This window comes from Burkholderia sp. 4NA327C6 (genome assembly GCF_005502655.1).
In the GTDB taxonomy this organism is placed as follows: domain Bacteria; phylum Pseudomonadota; class Gammaproteobacteria; order Burkholderiales; family Burkholderiaceae; genus Burkholderia; species Burkholderia contaminans.
Genome location: NZ_SCNZ01000029.1, coordinates 58366 through 78680 on the forward strand (window position 1 = coordinate 58366; position 20315 = coordinate 78680).

17 protein-coding genes are annotated in these 20315 nt (G+C 68.3%); 13 read left to right on the plus strand and 4 right to left on the minus strand.

Annotated elements, in window-relative coordinates:
* The first annotated feature begins 309 nt into the window (after nt 1-309).
* Entirely contained in the window at nt 310-762 is a 453-nt protein-coding gene (locus FFS49_RS26240) for a DUF3592 domain-containing protein (RefSeq protein WP_105816145.1), read from the plus strand.
* A gap of 51 nt (nt 763-813) precedes the next feature.
* Entirely contained in the window at nt 814-1767 is a 954-nt protein-coding gene (locus FFS49_RS26245) for a hypothetical protein (RefSeq protein ID WP_046547528.1), read from the plus strand.
* 23 nt (nt 1768-1790) lie between these two features.
* Here the strand turns inward: FFS49_RS26245 and FFS49_RS26250 are convergent, their stop codons facing one another.
* On the minus strand, nt 1791-2672 hold the full coding sequence (locus tag FFS49_RS26250) for a LysR family transcriptional regulator (protein ID WP_171026835.1): 882 nt from the start codon (nt 2670-2672) through the stop codon (nt 1791-1793).
* 136 nt (nt 2673-2808) lie between these two features.
* On the opposite strand from FFS49_RS26250, the gene FFS49_RS26255 reads away from it, so the two are divergent.
* Together FFS49_RS26255 and FFS49_RS26260 are read left to right on the plus strand one after the other, a co-directional pair.
* Nucleotides 2809-4230 (plus strand): MFS transporter, encoded by a 1422-nt coding sequence (locus FFS49_RS26255; protein WP_105816106.1) that lies wholly within the window; start codon nt 2809-2811, stop codon nt 4228-4230.
* A 178-nt stretch (nt 4231-4408) separates the two neighbouring features.
* Nucleotides 4409-5206: an enoyl-CoA hydratase gene (locus FFS49_RS26260; protein WP_105816144.1), complete on the plus strand. Its 798-nt coding sequence runs from the start codon at nt 4409-4411 to the stop codon at nt 5204-5206.
* A 163-nt stretch (nt 5207-5369) separates the two neighbouring features.
* On the opposite strand, the gene alr is transcribed toward FFS49_RS26260, so the two are convergent.
* Entirely contained in the window at nt 5370-6491 is a 1122-nt protein-coding gene (alr, locus tag FFS49_RS26265) for an alanine racemase (protein WP_105816105.1), read from the minus strand.
* 302 nt (nt 6492-6793) lie between these two features.
* Here alr and FFS49_RS26270 point away from each other — a divergent pair, with 302 nt between their 5' ends.
* Nucleotides 6794-7165, plus strand: a complete 372-nt coding sequence (locus FFS49_RS26270) for an MAPEG family protein (RefSeq protein WP_039357232.1) — start codon at nt 6794-6796, stop codon at nt 7163-7165.
* A gap of 27 nt (nt 7166-7192) precedes the next feature.
* Here FFS49_RS26270 and FFS49_RS26275 read toward each other — a convergent pair whose 3' ends face one another.
* Complete coding sequence (locus tag FFS49_RS26275) at nt 7193-8161, minus strand: LysR family transcriptional regulator (RefSeq protein ID WP_105816104.1); 969 nt, start codon at nt 8159-8161, stop codon at nt 7193-7195.
* A 119-nt stretch (nt 8162-8280) separates the two neighbouring features.
* Here FFS49_RS26275 and FFS49_RS26280 point away from each other — a divergent pair, with 119 nt between their 5' ends.
* From FFS49_RS26280 to FFS49_RS26315, 8 genes are all read left to right on the plus strand, one after another.
* Entirely contained in the window at nt 8281-11820 is a 3540-nt protein-coding gene (locus FFS49_RS26280; protein ID WP_105816103.1) for an ABC transporter ATP-binding protein, read from the plus strand.
* Between the two features lie 541 nt (nt 11821-12361).
* Complete coding sequence (gene glnH / locus FFS49_RS26285) at nt 12362-13114, plus strand: glutamine ABC transporter substrate-binding protein GlnH (protein ID WP_105816102.1); 753 nt, start codon at nt 12362-12364, stop codon at nt 13112-13114.
* A 66-nt stretch (nt 13115-13180) separates the two neighbouring features.
* Entirely contained in the window at nt 13181-13837 is a 657-nt protein-coding gene (gene glnP / locus FFS49_RS26290) for a glutamine ABC transporter permease GlnP (protein WP_039357222.1), read from the plus strand.
* Nucleotides 13834-14562, plus strand: coding sequence for a glutamine ABC transporter ATP-binding protein GlnQ (gene glnQ, locus FFS49_RS26295; RefSeq protein WP_039357219.1), 729 nt, complete (start codon nt 13834-13836; stop codon nt 14560-14562). Before glnP ends, glnQ begins: the two co-directional genes overlap by 4 nt.
* Nucleotides 14563-14582: 20 nt before the next feature.
* The gene (locus tag FFS49_RS26300; RefSeq protein ID WP_105816101.1) at nt 14583-15632 is read left to right on the plus strand and encodes a C45 family peptidase; all 1050 of its coding nucleotides are present in this window, start codon (nt 14583-14585) and stop codon (nt 15630-15632) included.
* A 15-nt stretch (nt 15633-15647) separates the two neighbouring features.
* Nucleotides 15648-16982, plus strand: a complete 1335-nt coding sequence (locus FFS49_RS26305; RefSeq protein WP_105816100.1) for an aspartate aminotransferase family protein — start codon at nt 15648-15650, stop codon at nt 16980-16982.
* A 32-nt stretch (nt 16983-17014) separates the two neighbouring features.
* The gene (locus tag FFS49_RS26310; protein ID WP_039357211.1) at nt 17015-17569 is read left to right on the plus strand and encodes a carboxymuconolactone decarboxylase family protein; all 555 of its coding nucleotides are present in this window, start codon (nt 17015-17017) and stop codon (nt 17567-17569) included.
* Between the two features lie 160 nt (nt 17570-17729).
* On the plus strand, nt 17730-18506 hold the full coding sequence (locus FFS49_RS26315; RefSeq protein WP_105816099.1) for an extensin: 777 nt from the start codon (nt 17730-17732) through the stop codon (nt 18504-18506).
* A gap of 95 nt (nt 18507-18601) precedes the next feature.
* Here the strand turns inward: FFS49_RS26315 and ahpF are convergent, their stop codons facing one another.
* Nucleotides 18602-20200: an alkyl hydroperoxide reductase subunit F gene (gene ahpF / locus FFS49_RS26320; protein ID WP_105816098.1), complete on the minus strand. Its 1599-nt coding sequence runs from the start codon at nt 20198-20200 to the stop codon at nt 18602-18604.
* Between the last annotated feature and the right edge of the window lie 115 nt (nt 20201-20315).

Here is a 20315-nt window from a genome sequence, read left to right on the forward strand (position 1 = left end):
GCGATGAGTAACGATGAGTAGCGACGCCGCTTGATCGTTGGCGGGCGCAACGATTTACAGCGTGCCGCGACGTCCGTATCCTGCCGGATGCCGAGGGCGGCGATGCTCGCGCATCGCGCGGCACGCCCGGCATCTGTAACGATCAGGAACGGGATCCCTTCCGATGACAATCAGAATCGAGCGAGCCGCGCGCGGGCGCGGCGCAGCGCAATCGCGCACACGAAACCGCCGGCATTGCCGATGCGCACCGGCGCGCGCTCGGCGTGCGTTGCTGCGCGCCGATCGATCCGGTGCGCCGAGGTGAGCGGGATGGCGTCCGAATCCGCACGCGCCGACGCGCATCAGACGGAAACACGGATCGCGAAGGGCATCGTCTTTACCGTCCTGGGCGCGTGCATGCTGGTCGCCGCTGCGCTGACCGCTCGGTCGACGAGCGAATTCCTGCGGACGTCGATCGTCGTGCCGGGCCGCGTCACCAAGCTGAATGCGGGGCGGCACCATCCGGAGATCGCGTTCACGACGCTGGCGGGCGAACACGTCGAATACGCGCAGGGGGGCGACGTTAGCGTGGAGGATGGCGCGGCGGTCGAGGTGCGCTACACGCCCGACGCGCCCAGGATGAGCGCGCGGATGAATACGTTCGGCGCAATCTGGGGCACCGCGCTGACGATCGGCGGGATGGGCGGCGTGTTTTTTTCGTGCGGAGTCGGCCAGCTGTGGTCGGGCATTCGCGCGTGGCGCAGCGCGCGCAAGCAGCAGTGATCGAGCGCTGCCAACGGAAACCCCACGAAAACATTTCAAGGACATTCCAGCATGACGATTCGCTCGATGCCGTGGCTGATCGCGATCGGTGCCGCATTCGCGGGCTTTTCCGCGCACGCGGCCGGCACCGCACATTCGCTCGGCCAGGTGCCGCAGACGTTCGATTCGGCCGAAGCCCGCGCCGCGTATGCGCGCGACATGAGCGGCGCACCGCAAGCGGACGGTTTCGGCGTGCACCTGCCGCCCGGCTTCACGAGGGAAGGGCTGGCGGCGCTGCTTGCCCCGGGCCAGCCGTTCGCGCGTGTGGTGCTGGCCGGCGCGAAACCGTGGCCGCAGCGTCCCGGTGCGTTCGTCGCGATCGTTTGCGTGGCACCGACCGACGACCGGGCGCGCGAGGTACTGCGATTCAGCGCGCCCGCCGATTGTGAAGGCGTCGACCGCAATGCCAGTGCCGATGACCCGAAGGAACAGGTTTGGCTGGGCGTGTTCGAGCGCGGGCCGGACGGCGTGCCGCACCTCGTCGCACGTACCGGACAGCCGCTCGACCAGGCCACCGACTGGGGCAACACGAATCTCGACCGCCCGGACGCCCTCGAACAGACGACGCAGGCGGCTGATCTCGCATTACGGCCCGAGCGGTGGTCGCGGTTCGATCTCGCGCCGTATCTGCTGCGCGACGGCGATGCTGCGTTCGGCGTGCGAGCGGGCTGGTCGATCGGCTATGCGGGCGGCGGCGCATCGTTCGAGGCGTTGTACCTGTTCCGGGTCGACGGCAAGACGCTGCGCGTCGTGTTTGCGCAGCCGATGATGTTCTACCGGGATATCGCCGGCGATTGGCACCGCGACGGCACGCGCGATCACGACATCACGGAAGGCAGCAATACGCTCAGCGTGCTGTCGACTTCGACGGAAGGCTTCCGCGACCTGCAGTTGCGCGAGCGCGGCGGCAAATGGCGCCAGACGTTTCGCTGGTCCGCCGCGGATCGCGCGTATCAGCCGCGCTGACGAAGCGGCGCGCGACCGGATCGTCAACGGCCCGCCACCGTGACCGTCGCGAATTCCTCGACGACGGCTTCGATCACCGCCTGCACGCGCGCAGTCTTGTAGAGATCGGCGTGAGCGACGAGCCACACGTCGAAATAATTGCACCGCGGCGCGATGAGCCGCACCAGCTCCGGCTCCGTTTCGGCGCGAAAGCACGGCAACTCCGAGATGCCGAGCCCCGCCAGCGTGGCCTCCACCAGCATCATCGTCGACGAGGTCTGGAACATCACGCGACCGTGCGAAGTCGGTTCGCCGCATAGCGCGTCCCACATCGTCGGCACGACCGGCTGCTGGTACATCACCAGATCGTGTCCATCGAATGCGCTGCCCGCGACCGGTTCGCCGCGTTCGGCCAGGTAGCCGCGCGACGCGTAGATGCCCGTTTCGAGATGCCCGAGCCGTTTGACGATCAGGTCCGGCGATTCCGGCCGAAGCGTACGTATCGCGAGATCGGCTTCGCGGCGCGTGAGGTTGGCGATTCCCGCCGATGTCACGCACACCACGTCGATGCCGGCATGCCTGCGCCGCAAGCGGGCGACCGCGGGCACGACGAAACGCTTGCCGAGCGTGTCGGTCGTCGCGATGCGCACGGACCCGGCCAGTTGCTCGTCGAGCCCCATTACCCGGCGCTCGATCGTGAGCGACGCGCGTTCCATCGTTTCGGCCGGCTCGAGCAGCGCTTCGCCCGCGGTCGTCAGCACGTAGAGGGCGGGCGTGCGCAGAAACAGCCGGGCGGAGAGTTCGTCCTCGAGCGCGGCGATCCGGCGCCCGACCGTTGCCTGATCGACGTTCAGTTGCGCCGCAGCGCCGCGCAGCGTGCCGGTGCGCGCCAGGGCGAGGAAGAAGCGGGCGTTGTCCCAGTTCATGCGGGTCGATTGTGTCATCGGATGGGCGGCAGCGGGCGGACGGTGGTGATGCAAATCTGCATCAGGCCAATGCGAAATTACCACTTTTCCGCATCGCTCGCCGTTCCTAGACTCCCCGCATCTGCCTGGAGGTGTCATGTCCGATTGCAACCCCGTTTCCGTTCCCGCCGCGCTTGCGGCACCGGGCCGCCCGGCGGCGCGCGAGCAGCGCCTGACGCTCACGCTCGTCGCGGTCGGCATGTTCATGGCGGTGCTCGATTCGACGATCGTCAACGTCGCCTTGCCGGCAATGCGCGCGAGCCTCGGCGCGACGGTCGCGCAGCTCGCGTGGATCGTCGACGCCTATACGCTCAGCTTCGCCGCGCTGATCCTCGCGGGCGGCGCGCTGTCCGACCGGTTCGGCGCGAAGCACGTATACCTTGCCGGGCTGGCGCTGTTCGTCGGCGCGTCGGCCGCATGCGGTGTCGCGTCGTCGGTGGCCGTCCTCGTGGTCGCGCGCTTCGTGCAGGGCATGGGTGCCGCGCTCTTCCTGCCTGCGTCGCTCACGATCGTACGCAGCACCTTCGACGTGCCGGCCGAGCGCGCGCGGGCGATCGCGGTGTGGGCCGGCATCGCGTCGGTCGCGGTCGCCGTGGGCCCCGTGCTCGGCGGAATCCTGGTGGACGATTTCGGCTGGCGCAGTGCGTTCCTGATCAACGTGCCGGCCGGCGCACTCGCCTTTGCGGGCACGGCGGCGCTCGTTCGCGCATCGGGCACTCAGGGCGTGGGGCACTTCGACTGGGCCGGCCAGTGTATCGGCGCAATCGTGCTCGGCGCCCTGTGTTTTGTGGTGATCGAACTGCCGACGCGCGGCGCCGGCGCGACGGATGTCCGGGCCGCGCTGCTGGTTGCCGCGCTCGGTGCAGCCGCGCTGGTCGTCGTGGAGCGGCGCGCCCGCCATCCGATGGTGCCGCTCGCGTGGTTTCGCAATCGCGTCTTCGTCGCGATGAACCTGATGGGCAGCCTCGTCTACGTCGGCTACTTCGGGCTGCTGTTCGTGCTGAGCCTGTACCTGCACGGCCGCCTCGGGATGGGCGCGCGGCAGACGGGGCTGACGCTGTTGCCGTTCGCGTTGAGCCTGTCGCTCGGTAATCTGCTGTCGGGCAAGCTGCATGGCCGGGTCCGCCCGGTCCGGCTGATGGCGAACGGCCTCGCGATGGCGGCGCTGGCCATTCCGGCGATCGCGATCGCGCTCGCGCTGCGTGCGCCGTGGCCGGTGGTCTGGGCGGCGATGGTCGTATTCGGCACGGGGACCTCGATGTCGGTGGCGCCGATGATCGCGACGGTCCTCGAACAGGTGCCGGCCGACGCGGCGGGCGTGGCATCGGGGTTCCTCAATGCGGCCCGGCAGGCCGGCAGCCTGCTCGGCGTGGCCATCGCCGGCGCGGCGACGATACTGTTGCCGGACGTGGCCGATGCGTTGTGGGTGGTCGCGGGGATCGGGTGTGTCGCCTATGCGATTGCCGCGCTGGCCGCGTGGACAGCAGGCCGCGCGCACGCCGCGCAACGGACCCGTTGACGGCCGAGCGGCACGCGCGTTGTACGGTGGCAGGCAGATGCGCACGCATGCGGCGCCGCGGCTGGACGTCGCGCGGAATGTGGAGGACCATTTCGTGGTGGCGCCGCGACCGGACGGATGCGATTTTCATCCGTTCGCGCCGCATAGAATCCTGCCGAACCCCATCGAGCGGAACATCATGAAATCCGATCAAGAGACTGCCGAGCCGATCCTGTTGCGCGACGCGCACGACGGCGTCGTCACGCTGCGGCTAAATCGTCCGCAGCAATTCAATGCACTGTCCGAGGCGATGCTCGCGAGCCTGCACGATGCGTTCGAGTCGCTGGCTGCCGATCCGCACGTGCGCTGCGTCGTGCTGGCCGCGCAAGGCAAGGCGTTCTGCGCGGGTCACGACCTGCTGCAGATGCGCAGCAAGCCCGAACTCGATTACTACCGCGCGCTGTTCGCGCAGTGCAGTCGCGTGATGCTCGCGATGCGCGCGTTACCGGTGCCGGTGATCGCACGCGTGCACGGCATTGCGACGGCGGCCGGCTGCCAGCTCGTCGCCGCGTGCGACCTGGCGATCGCCGCCGATACCGCGCGCTTCGCGGTTTCGGGCATCAACGTCGGGCTGTTCTGTTCGACGCCGGCCGTTGCGTTGAGCCGCAACGTCACGGCAAAGCGCGCGTTCGACATGCTCGTGACCGGGCGCTTCGTCGACGCGGCAACGGCCGTCGCGTGGGGCCTCGTCAACGAGGCGGTGCCCGAAGATGCGCTCGACGCGGCCGTCGCGCGCAAGGTCGCGGAGATCGTCGCGAAGAGCCCGGCCGCGATGCGGTACGGCAAGCAGATGTTCTATCGCCAGCGCGAGTTGCCGCTCGACGAAGCCTATGCGTATGCGGGCGACGTGATGGCGCGCAACATGATGGAAGAGGATGCGGGCGAAGGGATCGACGCGTTCCTCGAGAAACGCAAGCCGACGTGGCGTTCGTCGTGAGCCGCCGTCGGCGTGTGGCGAGCGAAGCGGAAGGGCCGTAAGGAAGGGCCGTAACCCGCGCCTGTCGCTCACACGGAAAAGCAAACGGGCCGCCCGAGGCGACCCGCAATCGAAGCGCACGCGAGGCGACGCAACAGCGTGTGCGTCGCCGCATCTGCGCCGGTCAGCGCCCGTAGCTCCCGGTCCGCAGCGTCGGCTGTTCGCTCGATGCACCAGGCGGCACGATCACGACCGGCACGCGGCGCGCGAGCGCGCACATCAGCTCGTAGCCGATCGTGCCGCTGGCTTCCGCCACGTCATCCACCTTTACCTGGTCGCCCCACAGCTCGACACCCGATCCGATGCCCGCGTTCGGGCATGGCGTCAGGTCGACGGTCAGCATGTCCATCGACACGCGGCCGACGACGCGCGTCATCACGCCGTCCACCGCGATCGGCGTGCCGGTCGGTGCGTGGCGCGGATAGCCGTCCGCATAGCCGCACGCGACGACGCCGATCCGCATCGGCCGGTCGGCCGTGAAGCGGCGGCCGTAGCCGACGGTCTCGTCCGGCGACAGCGTCTGCACGCCGATGATCTTGCTCGTCAGCGTCATCGCGGCCATCAGCGGCGTATCGGCGATATCCCGCGCCGCACCCGTCGGCGATGCACCGTACAGGATCGTGCCGGGCCGGACCCAGTCGCGGTGCGCGCGCGGATGCCACAGCACGGCGGCCGAATTCGACGTCGAGCGCTCGCCCGGAATTCCCGCCGTCGCCGCATCGAACTGGTCGAGCTGCCAGTCGACTTCGCCTTCGTCGGCGTTCGCGAAATGCATCATCAGCGTGATCTTGCCGATCGACGGCGCGCCGGCCGCGCGCTCCCACGCGGCACGGAAAGCGGCGGGGCGATAGCCGAGCCGGTTCATCCCGGAATTCATCTTGAGCTGGATGTCGATCGGCTGCTGCGGCCTGGCCGCCATCAGCAGGTCGAGCTGCTCGTCGCAGTGCACGGCCACCGTCAGGCGGTGGCGATCGGCCAGCTCGACGTCGGCCGGCTCGAAGACCCCTTCGAGCAGCAGCACCGGCTTGTCCCAGCCGAGTTCGCGCACGCGCACGGCTTCGTCGAGATCGAGCAGCGCGATGCCGTCGGCCGCTGCGAGGCCCGGGTAGATCCGCTCGATGCCATGACCGTACGCATTGGCCTTGATCACGGTCCACACGCGCGATTGCGCGGCGGTGCGGCGGATGAAGTCGAGGTTGTGGCGGACGGCGTCAGGTCGGATGTGGGCGACGATGGGACGGGGCATGGCGATGTCTCGGATCGGATGTCGTTCGGCGCGCGCGGCGGCGCGGGTTCGGCGGCCTGGCGCGACAACGCGTCAGGCCAGTGGTGAGCGCTATCTTATTGGTGTTCGACCAGTTTTAATTAACGTTTTTGTCGATGATTTGGTGGAAATTGTGGTGTCGAACCAGGCGTGTCGCGGCTGCCGGCGGGCCGTGCAGCCGAGTCTCCCGTCTAGAAAACCGGTGCGCGAACAGCACGACGCAATGCTAAGCTCTCGGCGATCTTGTCATTGATCAATGTAATCATAAAAGGAGGAGACTTTTGATGACGACGTCCCAGCTGTGCCTGTTCATCGTGGCGGCGTTGCCGTTCTCGATGACGTTTCTCGCGAAGGCCCGCAAGGGTTACGACAACCGCGCGCCGCGCGATTACCTGGCGAAACTCGAAGGCTGGCGCGCTCGCGCGCAGGCCGCGCACCAGAACGGGTGGGAAGCGCTTGCGCTGTTCACGGCCGCGCTGGTGGTGGCATGGCACAACGGCGCGAACGGGCATCGCGTTGACCAGCTTGCGATGGCATTCGTCGCGATCCGCATCGTCTACATGCTGATGTACCTGCTGAACTGGGCGACGCTGCGCTCGCTCGTGTGGTTCGGCGGGATGGCGTGCGTGGTGGCGTTGTTCTTCGCCGCGCCGTAAGCGGCGCATGCGGGCGAGGCCGGCGCGTTACTTGCCGGTCGCGCGGCCCGTGCCGTGCACGAGGCTGTCGTTGGATGCGGGCGCAACGATCGGGCCCGCGATCGGCGCTGCTGCCGCGTCCGCTTCCGCTTCGCGGCGCAGGAACGCGATCAGTGGATCGAGCAGCCGGTGTCGCGTCGACGGGTTGCGGCGCAGCACGAAGCGCCACGACGCGGCGCGCTCGAGGCCCGGCCTCAGTGGCACGAGGCGCCCGCTGCGCAGCTCGGGCTCGATCAGCGGCGCGCGGCCGAGCGCGATGCCCGCGCCGCCGACCGCCGCGCCGATGACCTGGCTGAAACTGCTGTAGCGGACGATCTTCGTCTCGAAGTCGCCCGGCAGGCCGAACTCCATGGACCAGTTGCGCCAGTCGATCTCGGGGCTGTTCTCGTGCATCTCCTGAAGCAGCCGGGAGCGGCACACGTTCACGGAGGCAAACGGATGCAGTTCGGGGCTGCATACCGGGAACACCGTTTCCTGCAGCAGGATGTCGTCGTCGGCCTGCAGCCGGTGCGCGGGCACGTGCACGATCGCCAGATCGACGCCGCTGCGCGCGAAATCCGGTTCGTCGTCGAGCACGACGGCATGCAGCGGCGTGTCGGGATGAAGCGACGAAAATTCCGCGAGGCGGCGTGCGAGCCACATCGCCGAAAACGGCGCGTTGGCGGATACGGTGAGCCGTTGCGCGGTGCCGCGAATTTCGGCACAGGCATCGGTCAGCCGCGACAGCGCATCGCTGACCGCCGGCAGCAGGCGTGCGCCGGCCGGCGTGAGGCTGATGCCGCCGAGCCCCGTGCTGCGTTCGAGCAGCCGCGCGCCAAGCGATTCCTCGAGCGCGCGAATCTGGTGACTGACCGCGCTCGTCGATACGTTCAGTTCCGCCGCCGCGCGCGCGAACCCGCCGAGGCGGACGGCCGCCTCGAAAGCTCGCAATGCGCTGAGGGGAGGGAGGTGCGACATGCGGGGTATTGTAGTTGACTCAATACCCGTTGAAAAATCATCTTTTGCCGCGCACGGGCCGCGCGGGTAGCCTCGATCCGGTCAAGAAAAAACATCATCGGACACGACCGGAGGGCTTCATGTATTTCGACCGACGACTATGGGCAATGATGGCGGGACTGCGCTGGCGGGTTGCCGCGGCCGTCGCGCTCGGCCTGCTCGCGATGGGTGTCGGGATTCTGCGTTTCGTATTTCTCGGCCGCGTGCTGGCGCTGGTCTTTTCCGGCGCGCCGGCACGCAGCATCGGCGAGGCCGTCGTTGCAACCGCGGCCTGCGTGCTGTTGCGCGCGTGGCTCGACCATCGCCGTACGATGCTCGCGCAGCACACGGCCGGGCGCGTGCAGGCCACGTTGCGCGCGCGGCTGTTCGACCGGATCGCCGCACTCGGTCCCGCGTGGTTCAGCGGCGAACGCACGGGCGGCGTGATGCTGGCCGTCGTCGACGGCGTCGAGCAGTTGCAGACCTTTTTCGGCACCTACCTGCCGCAGCTCGTGATCGCCGCGTGCGCGCCGGTGATGATCTTCGCGGTGCTCGCGTGGTGGGATGTGCCGACGGCCGCGATCCTCCTGGTCGCGGCGCTCGTCACGCTTGCGCTGCCGCAACTCGTGCACCGTGCCGACAAGCGCGCGGCGCTCGCTCGCTCCGCAGCGTTCAAGGCGTTCGGCGAGGAATTTCTCGACGCGGTGCAAGGCCTGCCGACGCTGAAGGCGTTCGGGCAAAGCACGGCGTTCGGCGCGAAGCTGGCCGCGAAGGCGCGCGCGCTGTCCGACAGTACGTTCTGGGTGCTCGCGCTCGGCCTGCTCACGCGGTTCTTCACCGATCTCGGCACCGGCCTCGGCGCGGCCGCCGCGATCGCGGTCGGTGCGTGGCGCGTGCGGCATGGCGACATGAGCCTCGAGGCGCTGCTGATCGTGCTGATGGCCGGCAGTGAAATCTTCCGGCCGCTGCGCGACCTGCGTTCCGTGCTGCACCAGGGGATGATCGGCCAGTCGGCGGCGAATGCGATCCATGCGCTGCTCGATGCGGATAGTCATGCACCGGCCGCCGACGCGCCGCGTGTGACGGGCCTGCGGCCGGAGATCGCGTTCGACGCCGTCAGCTTCGCGTATCCGGGGCGTCGTGCGGACGCGCATGCGGCGCTGAGCTTTTCGGTTCGCGAGGGCGAAACGGTGGCCATCGTCGGGCCGAGCGGTGCGGGCAAGTCGACCATCGTGCGCCTGCTGCTGCGCCAGCACGATGCGCAGGGCGGCGCGATCCGCATCGGCGGCCACGACGTGCGCACGCTCGATGCCGGCCAGGTGCGCGAGATGATCGCGGTCGTCGCGCAGGATGCGACGCTGTTCGACGGCAGCGTGGCCGACAACCTGCGGCTCGGCAGCCCCGACGCGAGCGATGCGGACATGATCGCCGCCGCGCGTGCCGCCAACGCGCACGATTTCATTTCGGCGCTGCCCGACGGCTACGCGACGCGCATCGGCGAACGCGGGCTCATGCTGTCGGGCGGCCAGCGCCAGCGCCTCGCGATTGCCCGCGCGCTGCTGCGCGATGCGCCGATCCTGCTGCTTGACGAGGCGCTGTCGTCGGTCGACGCGGAGAACGAAGCGCTGATCCAGCAGGCGCTCGACCGGCTCACGCGCGGGCGGACCACGCTCGTGCTCGCGCACCGGCTGTCCAGCGTGATCGGCGCCGACCGCATCCTGGTGCTCGACCAGGGGCAGGTGGTCGACGAGGGCACGCATGCGGCGCTGATCGCGCGCGACGGTCCGTATCGCCGGCTGATGGGGCCGCAACTGGAAGCGGTCGCCGAGTCGGTCGGTGCGGCGGCGACGGCCGGCCCGACCGCGCGCGCATCGTCGGGCCCGCAGGTGCGGCCGCTGAACGACGATGCGGCGGAGATCGGCTGGCCGGAAACCCTGCAGACGCTATTGCGCTTCGTGCGCCCGTGGACGGGCAAGGTCGTGCTGACGGTGCTGTTCGGGATCGGCCGCGTGCTCGCGTTCATCGGCGTCGGCGTGATCGGCGCGCTGGTGGTCGGCGCGGTGCCGGGCGGCCACGTGAGCCCGACGCTCGTCACCGCACTGCTCGTGATCGCGCCGTTGGCGGCCGTGCTGCACTGGCTCGAATCCTGGCTCGCGCACGACATGGCGTACCGGTTGCTCGCGGAAATGCGCATCGCGCTGTTCGCGACGCTCGAACGCCTCGCGCCGGCCGGGCTGCTGCGCCGCCGCTCCGGCGATCTCGTGTCGCTCGCGACGCAGGACGTCGAGACCGTCGAGTATTTCTATGCGCACACGCTGGCGCCCGCATTCGTCGCGGTGCTCGTGCCGGCCGCCGTGCTGGTGCTGCTCGCGTCGGTCGCCTGGCCGCTCGCGCTCGTGCTGCTGCCGTTCCTGTCGTGGGCCGGGCTCGCACCGGTGCTGGCGCGGCGTGACGTCGACCGGCTCGGCACCGGCGCACGCGAAGCGCTCGGCCAGCTCGGCGCGCACCTGACCGAAACGATCCAGGGGCTTGCGGAGCTGACCGCGTTCCAGGCCGTCGCGCGCCGGCGCGCAGCGTTCGTGGCCGAGGTCGATGCGTACCGCAAGCAACGCACGAAGCTGCTCGACGATCTGTCGGCGCAGAGCGCCGCGCTGGAAATCGCGAGCGGGCTCGGCGGGCTGGTCGTCGCGGCGCTGGGCGCGCTGCTGTGCGCACGCGGCTGGTTTCCGCGCGAGTCGTTGCCGCTGCTGGTGCTGGTGGCCGTGGCCGCTTTCATGCCGGTGGCCGAAATCGGCCAGGTCGCGCGCCAGCTCGCCGATACGATCGCGTCGACGCGCCGCTTGCGTGCGCTGGAGAAGGAGCCGGTGCCGGTGACGGACGGCACGCAGGCGATGCCTGCCGATCCGGCCGTGCGTTTCGAGGCCACGTCCTTCACATACCCGGGCCGCAGCGTGCCCGCGATCGACCGCGTGAGCTTCGAGGTGCGGCCCGGCAGCACGGTCGCGCTGGTCGGTGCGTCGGGCGCCGGCAAGTCGACGGTTGCGAGCCTGCTGCTGCGCTTCTGGGATCCGCAGCAGGGCCGCGTGACGCTCGGCGGCGTCGACCTGCGCGACTTGCGGCTCGACGACCTGCGGCAGCACATCGCGCTGGTTGCGCAGGATACCTACCTGTTCAACGACACGCTCGAAGCGAACATCCGGCTCGCCGCGAGCGATGCGTCCGACGCGGACGTGCAGCGTGCGATCGACCATGCGGCGCTCGGCGACTTCGTCGCGCGGCTGCCTGACGGGCTGGCGACGCGCGTCGGCGAGCGCGGCGTGCAGCTGTCGGGCGGGCAGCGCCAGCGTGTCGCGATTGCACGCGCGTTCCTCAAGGATGCGCCGGTGCTGATCCTCGACGAAGCGACGTCCCATCTGGACACGATCAGCGAGCAGCAGATCCGCGCGGCGCTGGAAGACCTGATGACGCAGCGTACGTCGATCATCATCGCGCACCGGCTGTCGACCGTGCGCAATGCCGACCTGATCCTCGTGATGGAGCACGGCAGCGTGATCGAGGCGGGAAGGCATGCGGACCTGATGGCGCGGCAGGGCGCGTATGCGCGGCTCGTGTCGCATCAGGCGAGCGGGGTGGCGGCGTAAGCGACGCTGCAGCGGCGCGCGGCCGGCCGATAGGGCCGCGCATATTCCGCAACATGTGTTGAGCCCCGCCGGCGAATGCCGGCATCGCGCGGGCAGCCGCTCCGGCACGACACGGTGCCGGGGCGAAGCGCCGACGATCCGCGCTGACACATGCGCTGACACCCGCACGGGCGGCGGTGGTTGTCGCGCCCCGTCGCGCCGTCATCCCCCTCTCGCGTAATGCCCGGGACGGGAAACCCGCCAGACCAGACCGCGTCACCACCAACCGCTCCCCACGCGCCGCCATCGGCCGGCGCATCACGATCCGGCCGGGCATTTCGCCCCGGGCCACACGCCCTTTCCTCCGATTTATCCACCCGCGCGCCCCGGGTTTGTCTCGACGCATTTACCTGTTGCGCACTTTTTTGTTGTCGTAGTATCGCCGTTGACAACACGTGTTGCACTACGGTCTAATTCGACATCGCATGTTGCGGTGCGGCTTGATGTCGTCGTTCCGCCGGCCGCGTGGCCGGCCCATCGCTCAATCATGCGGAGAGAAACCATGAGTCGCCGTTCCTTCCTGAAAGCCGTCGCGGTCGTTGCCGCGCTCGGCGCAAGCCTCGCGCACGCGGACACCAGGACGCTCGTCGTCGGGACCGACACGTCGTTCATGCCGTTCGAGTTCAAGCAGGGCGACAAGTACGTCGGCTTCGATCTCGACCTGTGGGCGGAGATCGCGAAGGACCAGGGCTGGAAATACACGATCCAGCCGATGGATTTCGCGGGCCTGATCCCGGCGCTGCAGACGCAGAACATCGACGTCGCGCTGTCGGGCATGACGATCAAGGAAGAGCGCAGGAAGGCGATCGACTTCTCCGCGCCGTACTACGACAGCGGGCTCGCCGCGATGGTGCAGACCGGCAACACGACGATCAAGTCGATCGACGACCTGAACGGCAAGGTGATCGCCGCGAAGACGGGCACCGCCACGATCGACTGGATCAAGGCGCACCTGAAGCCGAAGGAGATCCGCCAGTTCCCGAACATCGACCAGGCCTACCTCGCGCTCGAAGCCGGCCGCGTCGATGCGGCGATGCACGACACGCCGAACGTGCTGTTCTTCGCGAACAACGAGGGCAAGGGCAAGGTGAAGGTCGCGGGCCAGCCGGTCAGCGGCGACAAGTACGGGATCGGCTTCCCGAAGGGCAGCGCGCTGGTGCCGAAGGTCAATGCGTCGCTCGTGAAGATCAAGGCCGATGGCCGCTACGCGCAGATCTACAAGAAGTGGTTCGGTGCCGAACCGCCGAAGATGTGAGCGTGACGCCGCAACAGCGCGCGGCCGGGTGGCCGCGCCGGTCTTGAATCGAACGGGGAGCGACAAGTGAATTTCGATTGGTCGGCGATCTGGGCGGCGTTGCCGGACCTGATGGACGGGGTCCGGTTGACGGTGTTCATCGCATTTTTCGGGCTGGTGGGCGGCTTCATCGTCGGGATGATCGCGGGCATGTTCCGCGCATACGGACCAAAGGCGATGAACGTGCTCGCACAGGTTTATATTGAATTGATCCGCGGCACGCCGATCGTCGTGCAGGTGATGTTTTTGTATTTCGCGCTGCCGCTGCTCGCGCATATCCGCATCGACGGCCTGACGGCCGCGATCATCGCGATCACGGTGAATTCCGGCGCGTATCTCGCGGAAGTGGTGCGCGGCGCGCTGCTGTCGATCCCGAAGGGGCTGACGGAGGCAGGGCTCGCGATGGGCTTGTCGATGCCGCGCGTGCTGCTGAAAGTGGTCGGGCCGCTCGCATTCCGGCGCCTGATTCCGCCGCTCGGCAACCAGTGCATCGTGAGCCTGAAGGACACGTCGCTGTTCATCGTGATCGGCGTCGGCGAGCTGACGCGCAAGGGGCAGGAAATCATCGCGGGCAATTTCCAGGCGGTCGAGATCTGGACGGCAGTGGCTGTCCTTTACCTGTTGCTGACCGGCGCCATGACGTTGACGCTGCGGCTCGTCGAAAGAAGGATGCGCATCCTATGAGCATGATCGAATTCCAGAACGTGTCGAAGAGCTTCGGCCACGTGCCGGTGCTGAAGCATATCGACCTGAAGATCGACGCGGGCGAGGTGGTCGTCGTGATCGGGCCGTCCGGCTCGGGCAAGTCGACGATGCTGCGCTGTATCAATGCGCTCGAGAAAATCACCGGCGGCGAACTGCTCGTCGACGGCCAGAGCGTGCGCGGCAACGCGGCGACGATCCGCAACATCCGGCTCGAAGCCGGCATGGTGTTCCAGCAGTTCAACCTGTTTCCGCAGATGACCGCGCTCGAGAACGTGATGTTCGGGCCGATGCAGGTGCGCGGTGCGTCGCGCGCCGAAGCGCGCGACCAGGCGATGGCGCTGCTCGACAAGGTCGGCCTCGAATCGCGCGCGAATCATTATCCGTCGGAGCTGTCGGGCGGCCAGCAGCAGCGTGTCGCGATTGCGCGTGCGCTCGCGATCCGGCCGCGGCTGATGCTGTTCGACGAGCCGACGTCGGCGCTCGATCCGGAATTGCGCCACGAAGTGCTGAAAGTGATGCAGGATCTCGCGACCGAAGGGATGACGATGATCGTCGTCACGCACGAGATCGGCTTTGCGAAGCGGGTCGGCACGCGCCTGCTCTTCATGGATCAGGGCGGGATTGCCGAGGACGGCCATCCGGTCGAGCTGATCGACCGGCCGCCGACCCCGCGCCTGAAGGAATTCCTGAAACACGTGTCCTGAACGAAACCGAACCCTCCGACATGCCGCTTTCCCTTTCCCCCGTCATCGCCGGCGCGCCGTTCGACATCGGCGTGCGCCTCGGCGAGCTCGCCCGGCCCGTGTTCGATGAATACATGCAGCAGAGCAGCGCGTGGCAGGCCGTGCGCCGCTGGCGCGGCCATCCGTTCGTCGCCGCGCTGCGGCAGGCCGCGCTGGCCGCGTATCCCGATCTCGTCGCGGAGCTGGACGGGATCGCGGCGGGCATCGGCTGGCGGGCGGAGGACATCTTCCTGTGGAACTGCCGCGGCGAACTGATTCACAACGCGCCGGATGGCTGCACGACGCTTGCCGGGCGCGACGCTCACGGCACGCGCTGGATCGCGCACAACGAGGACGGCGATCCGTACCTGCGCGAGCGCTGCCTGCTCGTCGACGTGCAGCCGGCGGGCAAGCCCGGCTTCATCAGCTTCTATTACCCCGGCTCGCTGCCGGGCCACACCTTTGCCGCGAACCGCGCGGGCATCGCGCAGGCGATCAACAACCTGCGGATCCGCACGCCGGCAGCGGGCGTGCCGCGGATGATCCTCGCGCGCGCCGTGCTCGATGCGACGTCGCTCGACGCGGCGGCCGACGTGCTGCGCACGCATGCACGCGCGAGCGGGTTTCATCACACGCTCGGCGCGACCGGCGATGCACGGCTGCTGAGCATCGAGGCGAGCGTCGCGCGCTGTTCGGTGACCGACGTCGCGCGGCTCGCGGGGCATGCGAACCATCTCGTGCACGCCGGCTGCGACGCGGAAGCGCAGATCGTCACGCAATCGTCGGCCGATCGTCAGCGTCGCGTCGACGCGCTGACGCCCGCCATCGACGCGATCGATGAAGCCGCGCTGCGGCGCGTGCTCGGCGATCGCGCGCCGGAAGGGCTGCCGATCTACCGCGACGATCCGGCCGACCCCGACGACGAGAACACGCTGGCCACCGCCGTGTTCGCGATCGGCGCGGCATCGATCGATTTCACCATTCACCAACACGGCACGCAGCGTTTCGCGACGCGCATCGTGCCGTCCGGACGCGCGCACGACGCGTCCTGATCCATGAGGCAACGCATGACGACCGTTTTCCATCGCGCTCCGCGCGCCACCTTGCCCGTTGCCGTCGCAGGCGACGGCATCGAGATCATCGACTCGACCGGCAAACGCTATATCGACGCGTGCGGCGGCGCGGCCGTTTCGTGTCTCGGCCACAGCAACCAGCGGGTGATCGACGCGATCAAGCGGCAGGCGCAGCAGCTGGCGTACGCGCATACGTCGTTCTTCACGACCGACGTGGCTGAAGAACTCGCCGACCGGCTCGTCGCTGCCGCGCCGGCCGGCCTCGAGCACGTGTATTTCGTGTCGGGCGGCTCCGAGGCGGTCGAGGCCGCGCTGAAGCTCGCACGCCAGTATTTCGTCGAGAAGGGCGAGCCGCAGCGCCGCCATTTCATCGCGCGACGCCAGAGCTATCACGGCAACACGCTCGGCGCGCTCGCGATCGGCGGCAACGCGTGGCGGCGCGAGCCGTTCCTGCCGCTGCTGATCGAGGCGCACCACGTGAGCCCGTGTTATGCATACCGCGACCAGCAGGCGGGCGAAACCGACGAAGCTTATGCGCAGCGCCTCGCGGATGAACTCGAACAGAAGATCGTCGAACTCGGCGCGGACAACGTCGCGGCGTTCGTCGCGGAGACGGTGGTGGGCGCAACGGCCGGCGCGGTGCCGCCGGTGCGCACGTACCTGAAGAAGATTCGCGCCGTGTGCGACAAGTACGGCGTGCTGCTGATCCTCGACGAGATCATGTCGGGCATGGGCCGCACGGGCTACCTGTACGCGTGCGATGAAGACGGCGTCGCGCCCGACCTGCTGACGATCGCGAAAGGGCTCGGCGCGGGCTACCAGCCGATCGGCGCGACGCTGGTGAGCGATCGCATCTACCGGACGATCGTCGACGGTTCGGGCTTCTTCCAGCACGGCCACACGTACCTGGGCCACGCAACCGCATGCGCGGCCGCGCTCGAAGTGCAGCGCGTGATCGCCGAAGAGAAGCTGCTCGACAACGTGAAGGCGCGCGGCGAGCAACTGCGTGCATCATTGCGCGAGCACTACGGCGCGCATCCGCATGTCGGCGACGTGCGCGGCCGCGGGCTGTTCGTCGGCATCGAGCTCGTGCGCGATCGCGACAGCAAGGCGACGTTCGATCCCGCGCTGAAGCTGCATGCGGCGGTCAAGCGCGAAGCGATGCAGCGCGGCCTGATGGTGTATCCGATGGGCGGCACGATCGACGGCGTTCACGGCGATCACATCCTGGTCGCGCCGCCGTTCATTTGCACCGCGCAGCAGATCGATACGATCGTCGAGCGGTTGTCGGGCGCGATCGGCGCGGCGCTCGCGTCGGCCGGCGCGTGACCGTATTCGTCAAACCTAGTCCGGACTTCGCCATGACCAACAGATTGCCTCCGTTCGATCCCGCATCGGCCACCGATGAGCAGAAGGCCGTGCTGGCCGACATTCTCAGCGGCCCGCGCGGCAACCTGAACGGGCCGTTTCTCGGCTGGATCGCGAGCCCCGAGCTGGCGCAGCACGCGCAGAAGCTCGGCGCGTTCTGCCGTTATCGCACGGGCCTGCCGCTGCGCCTGTCGGAGCTCGCGATTCTCGTGACGGCCGCGCGCTGGCGCTCGCAGGCCGAGTGGCACATTCACCATCCGATCGCGCTCGAGGCGGGCGTGCCGGCCGCGACGGCCGACGCGATCCGGCGCGGCGTCGCACCCGCATTCGAGTCGGACGACGATGCGCTGATCCATGCCTTCGCGAGCGAGCTGTACGACACGCGGCGCGTGAGCGATGCGACGTTCGAACGGGCGCAAGCGCGCTTCGGCCACGAAACGGTCGTCAATCTCGTCGCGTTGCTCGGCTACTACGCGCTCGTCGCGATGACGCTGAACACGTTCGGCATGCGCGCGCAAGGGCAGACCGAATTGCCGTTTCCGGAGTAATACCCGTGCGTTGATCGTGCCGGAGCAACTGAGGTGATACGTCTGACGAACGTGTTGCCAACCTGTTCCGGCACAATGCAACCAAATGTATTCATGCGGGATCGACGGCCGATCGCCGCGTATGATGGCTTGTTCACGTCGATATGAGCGGTGAGCAAGCATGACGAGTACCCGCAAGACCTTGATGATCGCCGGTGGGCTCCTGGTAGCCGCGGCCGGCACTGCCTACGTGATGCTCCTGCGTGCGGATCACCGCGCGATCGAAGATGCCGGCATCGGCGATTCGGCCGCGCCCGTTGCCGCGGCGCCCGCGGGCAACGATCACGCCGTGCAGGGCGCCATCGCGCCGCCGGCTCCTGCCGCCGCGATGGCACCGAAACAGGCGGCTGTCGCGCCGCCGCCCCCCGCACCGGCGCCTTCTGCGCCGGCCGAAACCGCACGCGTCAGTGCAGCGCCGGCCGTGCCGGTCGTCAGCGACAAGCCGCAGCCGGTGACGAAGCCGAGCGCGCCGCCGCCGAAGGTCACCGTCGTGACCGTCGATGCGCAGGATTCGACCCCACCGTCGCCGCCGTCGGCCGCCAAACCCGCGCAGCAGGCCGCACCCGCACCCGCGCAGGTCACGCAACGCGCGCCGCGCAAGCGCGATGGCCTGGAACGCCACGCGGCCGCAGCACCTTCCGCAACGAAATCCGAAACGCCGGAGACGGCCGCGCTCGTGAGGGAATCGGCGAAGCTCGACCCGTCGTTGCCGCCGCCATCGATGTCGTCGATGCCGTCGATGTCATCGGGCAGCGGTTCGACCCGGCAGGGCAGTTCGTCGTCGGGCGCGAATCCGGTTGCCGCGGCGATGACCGAGCAACTGGTCAGGCAGTCGAGCAATTTCAACTCGGCGTCGTCAGCGGCGCCCGCGAACGGCGGCCCGACCACGACCAAGTAACCGCGATCGCTTCGAGAATAAAAAGGACCCCGCATGCCGACCAAAGCATGCGGGGCCAAGAGAGACAAACTGTCGTGCCGACGGGCTGACGCGCGTTACGCGGCGACCGCTTCCTCGGCCTGCGGCTGCGCGGCGGCAACCGGTGCAACGTCCTGCCGGATCAGGTGGTCGAACGCGCCGAGCGACGCCTTCGCGCCTTCGCCCACGGCGATCACGATCTGCTTGAACGGCACCGTCGTCACGTCGCCGGCCGCGAACACGCCCGGTACCGACGTCGCGCCGCGTGCATCGACGACGATCTCGCCGTGCTTCGACAGTTCGACCGTACCCTTCAGCCACTCGGTGTTCGGCACGAGGCCGATCTGCACGAACACGCCTTCGAGATCGATGCGCTGCGTGTCACCCGAGCGCAGATCCTTGTAGATGAGCCCGTTCAGCTTGCTGCCGTCGCCGGTCAGCTCGGTCGTTTGCGCCTGCGTGACGATCGTCACGTTCGGCAGGCTGCGCAGCTTGCGCTGCAGCACTTCATCCGCACGCAGTTGCGCGCCGTATTCGATCAGCGTGACGGCCTTCACGATGCCGGCGAGATCGATCGCGGCCTCGACACCCGAGTTGCCGCCGCCGACCACCGCGACGCGCTTGCCCTTGAACAGCGGGCCGTCGCAGTGCGGGCAGTACGCGACACCGCGGTTGCGGTATTCGCGCTCGCCCGGCACGTTGATTTCGCGCCAGCGTGCGCCGGTTGCGAGGACGATCGTCTTCGCCTTCAGCACCGCGCCATTCGCGAGGCGGATCTGGTGCACGTCGCCCGGAATCAGCGCATCGGCGCGCTGCACGTCCATGATGTCGACGTCGTATTGCTTCACGTGCTGTTCGAGCGCGGTCGCGAACTTCGGCCCTTCGGTTTCCTGCACCGACACGAAGTTCTCGATCGCCATCGTATCGAGCACCTGGCCGCCGAAACGCTCGGCGACCACGCCCGTTGCAATGCCCTTGCGCGCCGAGTAGATCGCGGCTGCAGCGCCTGCCGGGCCGCCGCCGACGATCAGCGTATCGAACACCGGCTTGTTCTCGAGCGACTTCGCGGCACGCGCGCTGGCGCCCGTATCGAGCTTCGCGAGGATTTCCTTCACGCTGCTGCGGCCCTGGCCGAACGAGGCGCCGTTCAGGAACATCGTCGGCACGGCCATGATCTGGCGCGACTCGACTTCACCCTGGAACAGCGCGCCGTCGATCGCGACGTGACGGATGCGCGGGTTGATCAGCGACATCACGTTCAGCGCCTGCACGACTTCCGGGCAGTTCTGGCACGACAGCGAGAAATACGTTTCGAACGCGTAGTCGCCGTCGAGCGCGCGGATCTGTTCGATCACGTCGTCGTCGAGCTTGATCGGATGGCCGCCCGTCTGCAGCAGCGCGAGCACGAGCGACGTGAATTCATGGCCCATCGGAATGCCGGCGAAGCGGATGCCGGCCGGCTTGCCGGGCTCGCCGATCGAGAACGACGGCTTGCGCTCGGCGTCGTCGCGGCGTTCGGTCACGGTCACGCGATCCGTCAGCGACGCAATCTCGTTCAGCAGCGCCAGCAGTTCCTGCGATTTCGCGCTGTCGTCGAGCGAGGCGACGAGTTCGATCGGGCGCGTGATCTTTTCGAGGTACGCTTTGAGTTGGTTCTTGAGATTGGCGTCGAGCATGGCGTTTCGGATTCCGTATTGATGATTCTGGTCGGGCACGTCGTGCCGGAGGAGGGCGCGGGCCGCATGCCGCGGCGGCCCGTCATCGGGAGGCTCGCGCGCCTCGTGCGAGGCG

Coding starts and splice junctions, on each gene's coding strand:
- FFS49_RS26315 (WP_105816099.1), top strand. CDS start 17,730: ATGACGAGTACCCGCAAGACCTTGATGATCGCCGGTGGGCTCCTGGTA.
- FFS49_RS26305 (WP_105816100.1), top strand. CDS start 15,648: ATGACGACCGTTTTCCATCGCGCTCCGCGCGCCACCTTGCCCGTTGCC.
- FFS49_RS26310 (WP_039357211.1), top strand. CDS start 17,015: ATGACCAACAGATTGCCTCCGTTCGATCCCGCATCGGCCACCGATGAG.
- ahpF (WP_105816098.1), bottom strand. CDS start 20,200: ATGCTCGACGCCAATCTCAAGAACCAACTCAAAGCGTACCTCGAAAAG.
- FFS49_RS26275 (WP_105816104.1), bottom strand. CDS start 8,161: ATGTCGCACCTCCCTCCCCTCAGCGCATTGCGAGCTTTCGAGGCGGCC.
- alr (WP_105816105.1), bottom strand. CDS start 6,491: ATGCCCCGTCCCATCGTCGCCCACATCCGACCTGACGCCGTCCGCCAC.
- FFS49_RS26270 (WP_039357232.1), top strand. CDS start 6,794: ATGACGACGTCCCAGCTGTGCCTGTTCATCGTGGCGGCGTTGCCGTTC.
- FFS49_RS26250 (WP_171026835.1), bottom strand. CDS start 2,672: ATGAACTGGGACAACGCCCGCTTCTTCCTCGCCCTGGCGCGCACCGGC.
- FFS49_RS26240 (WP_105816145.1), top strand. CDS start 310: ATGGCGTCCGAATCCGCACGCGCCGACGCGCATCAGACGGAAACACGG.
- glnH (WP_105816102.1), top strand. CDS start 12,362: ATGAGTCGCCGTTCCTTCCTGAAAGCCGTCGCGGTCGTTGCCGCGCTC.
- glnQ (WP_039357219.1), top strand. CDS start 13,834: ATGAGCATGATCGAATTCCAGAACGTGTCGAAGAGCTTCGGCCACGTG.
- FFS49_RS26280 (WP_105816103.1), top strand. CDS start 8,281: ATGTATTTCGACCGACGACTATGGGCAATGATGGCGGGACTGCGCTGG.
- FFS49_RS26260 (WP_105816144.1), top strand. CDS start 4,409: ATGAAATCCGATCAAGAGACTGCCGAGCCGATCCTGTTGCGCGACGCG.
- FFS49_RS26300 (WP_105816101.1), top strand. CDS start 14,583: ATGCCGCTTTCCCTTTCCCCCGTCATCGCCGGCGCGCCGTTCGACATC.
- FFS49_RS26255 (WP_105816106.1), top strand. CDS start 2,809: ATGTCCGATTGCAACCCCGTTTCCGTTCCCGCCGCGCTTGCGGCACCG.
- FFS49_RS26245 (WP_046547528.1), top strand. CDS start 814: ATGACGATTCGCTCGATGCCGTGGCTGATCGCGATCGGTGCCGCATTC.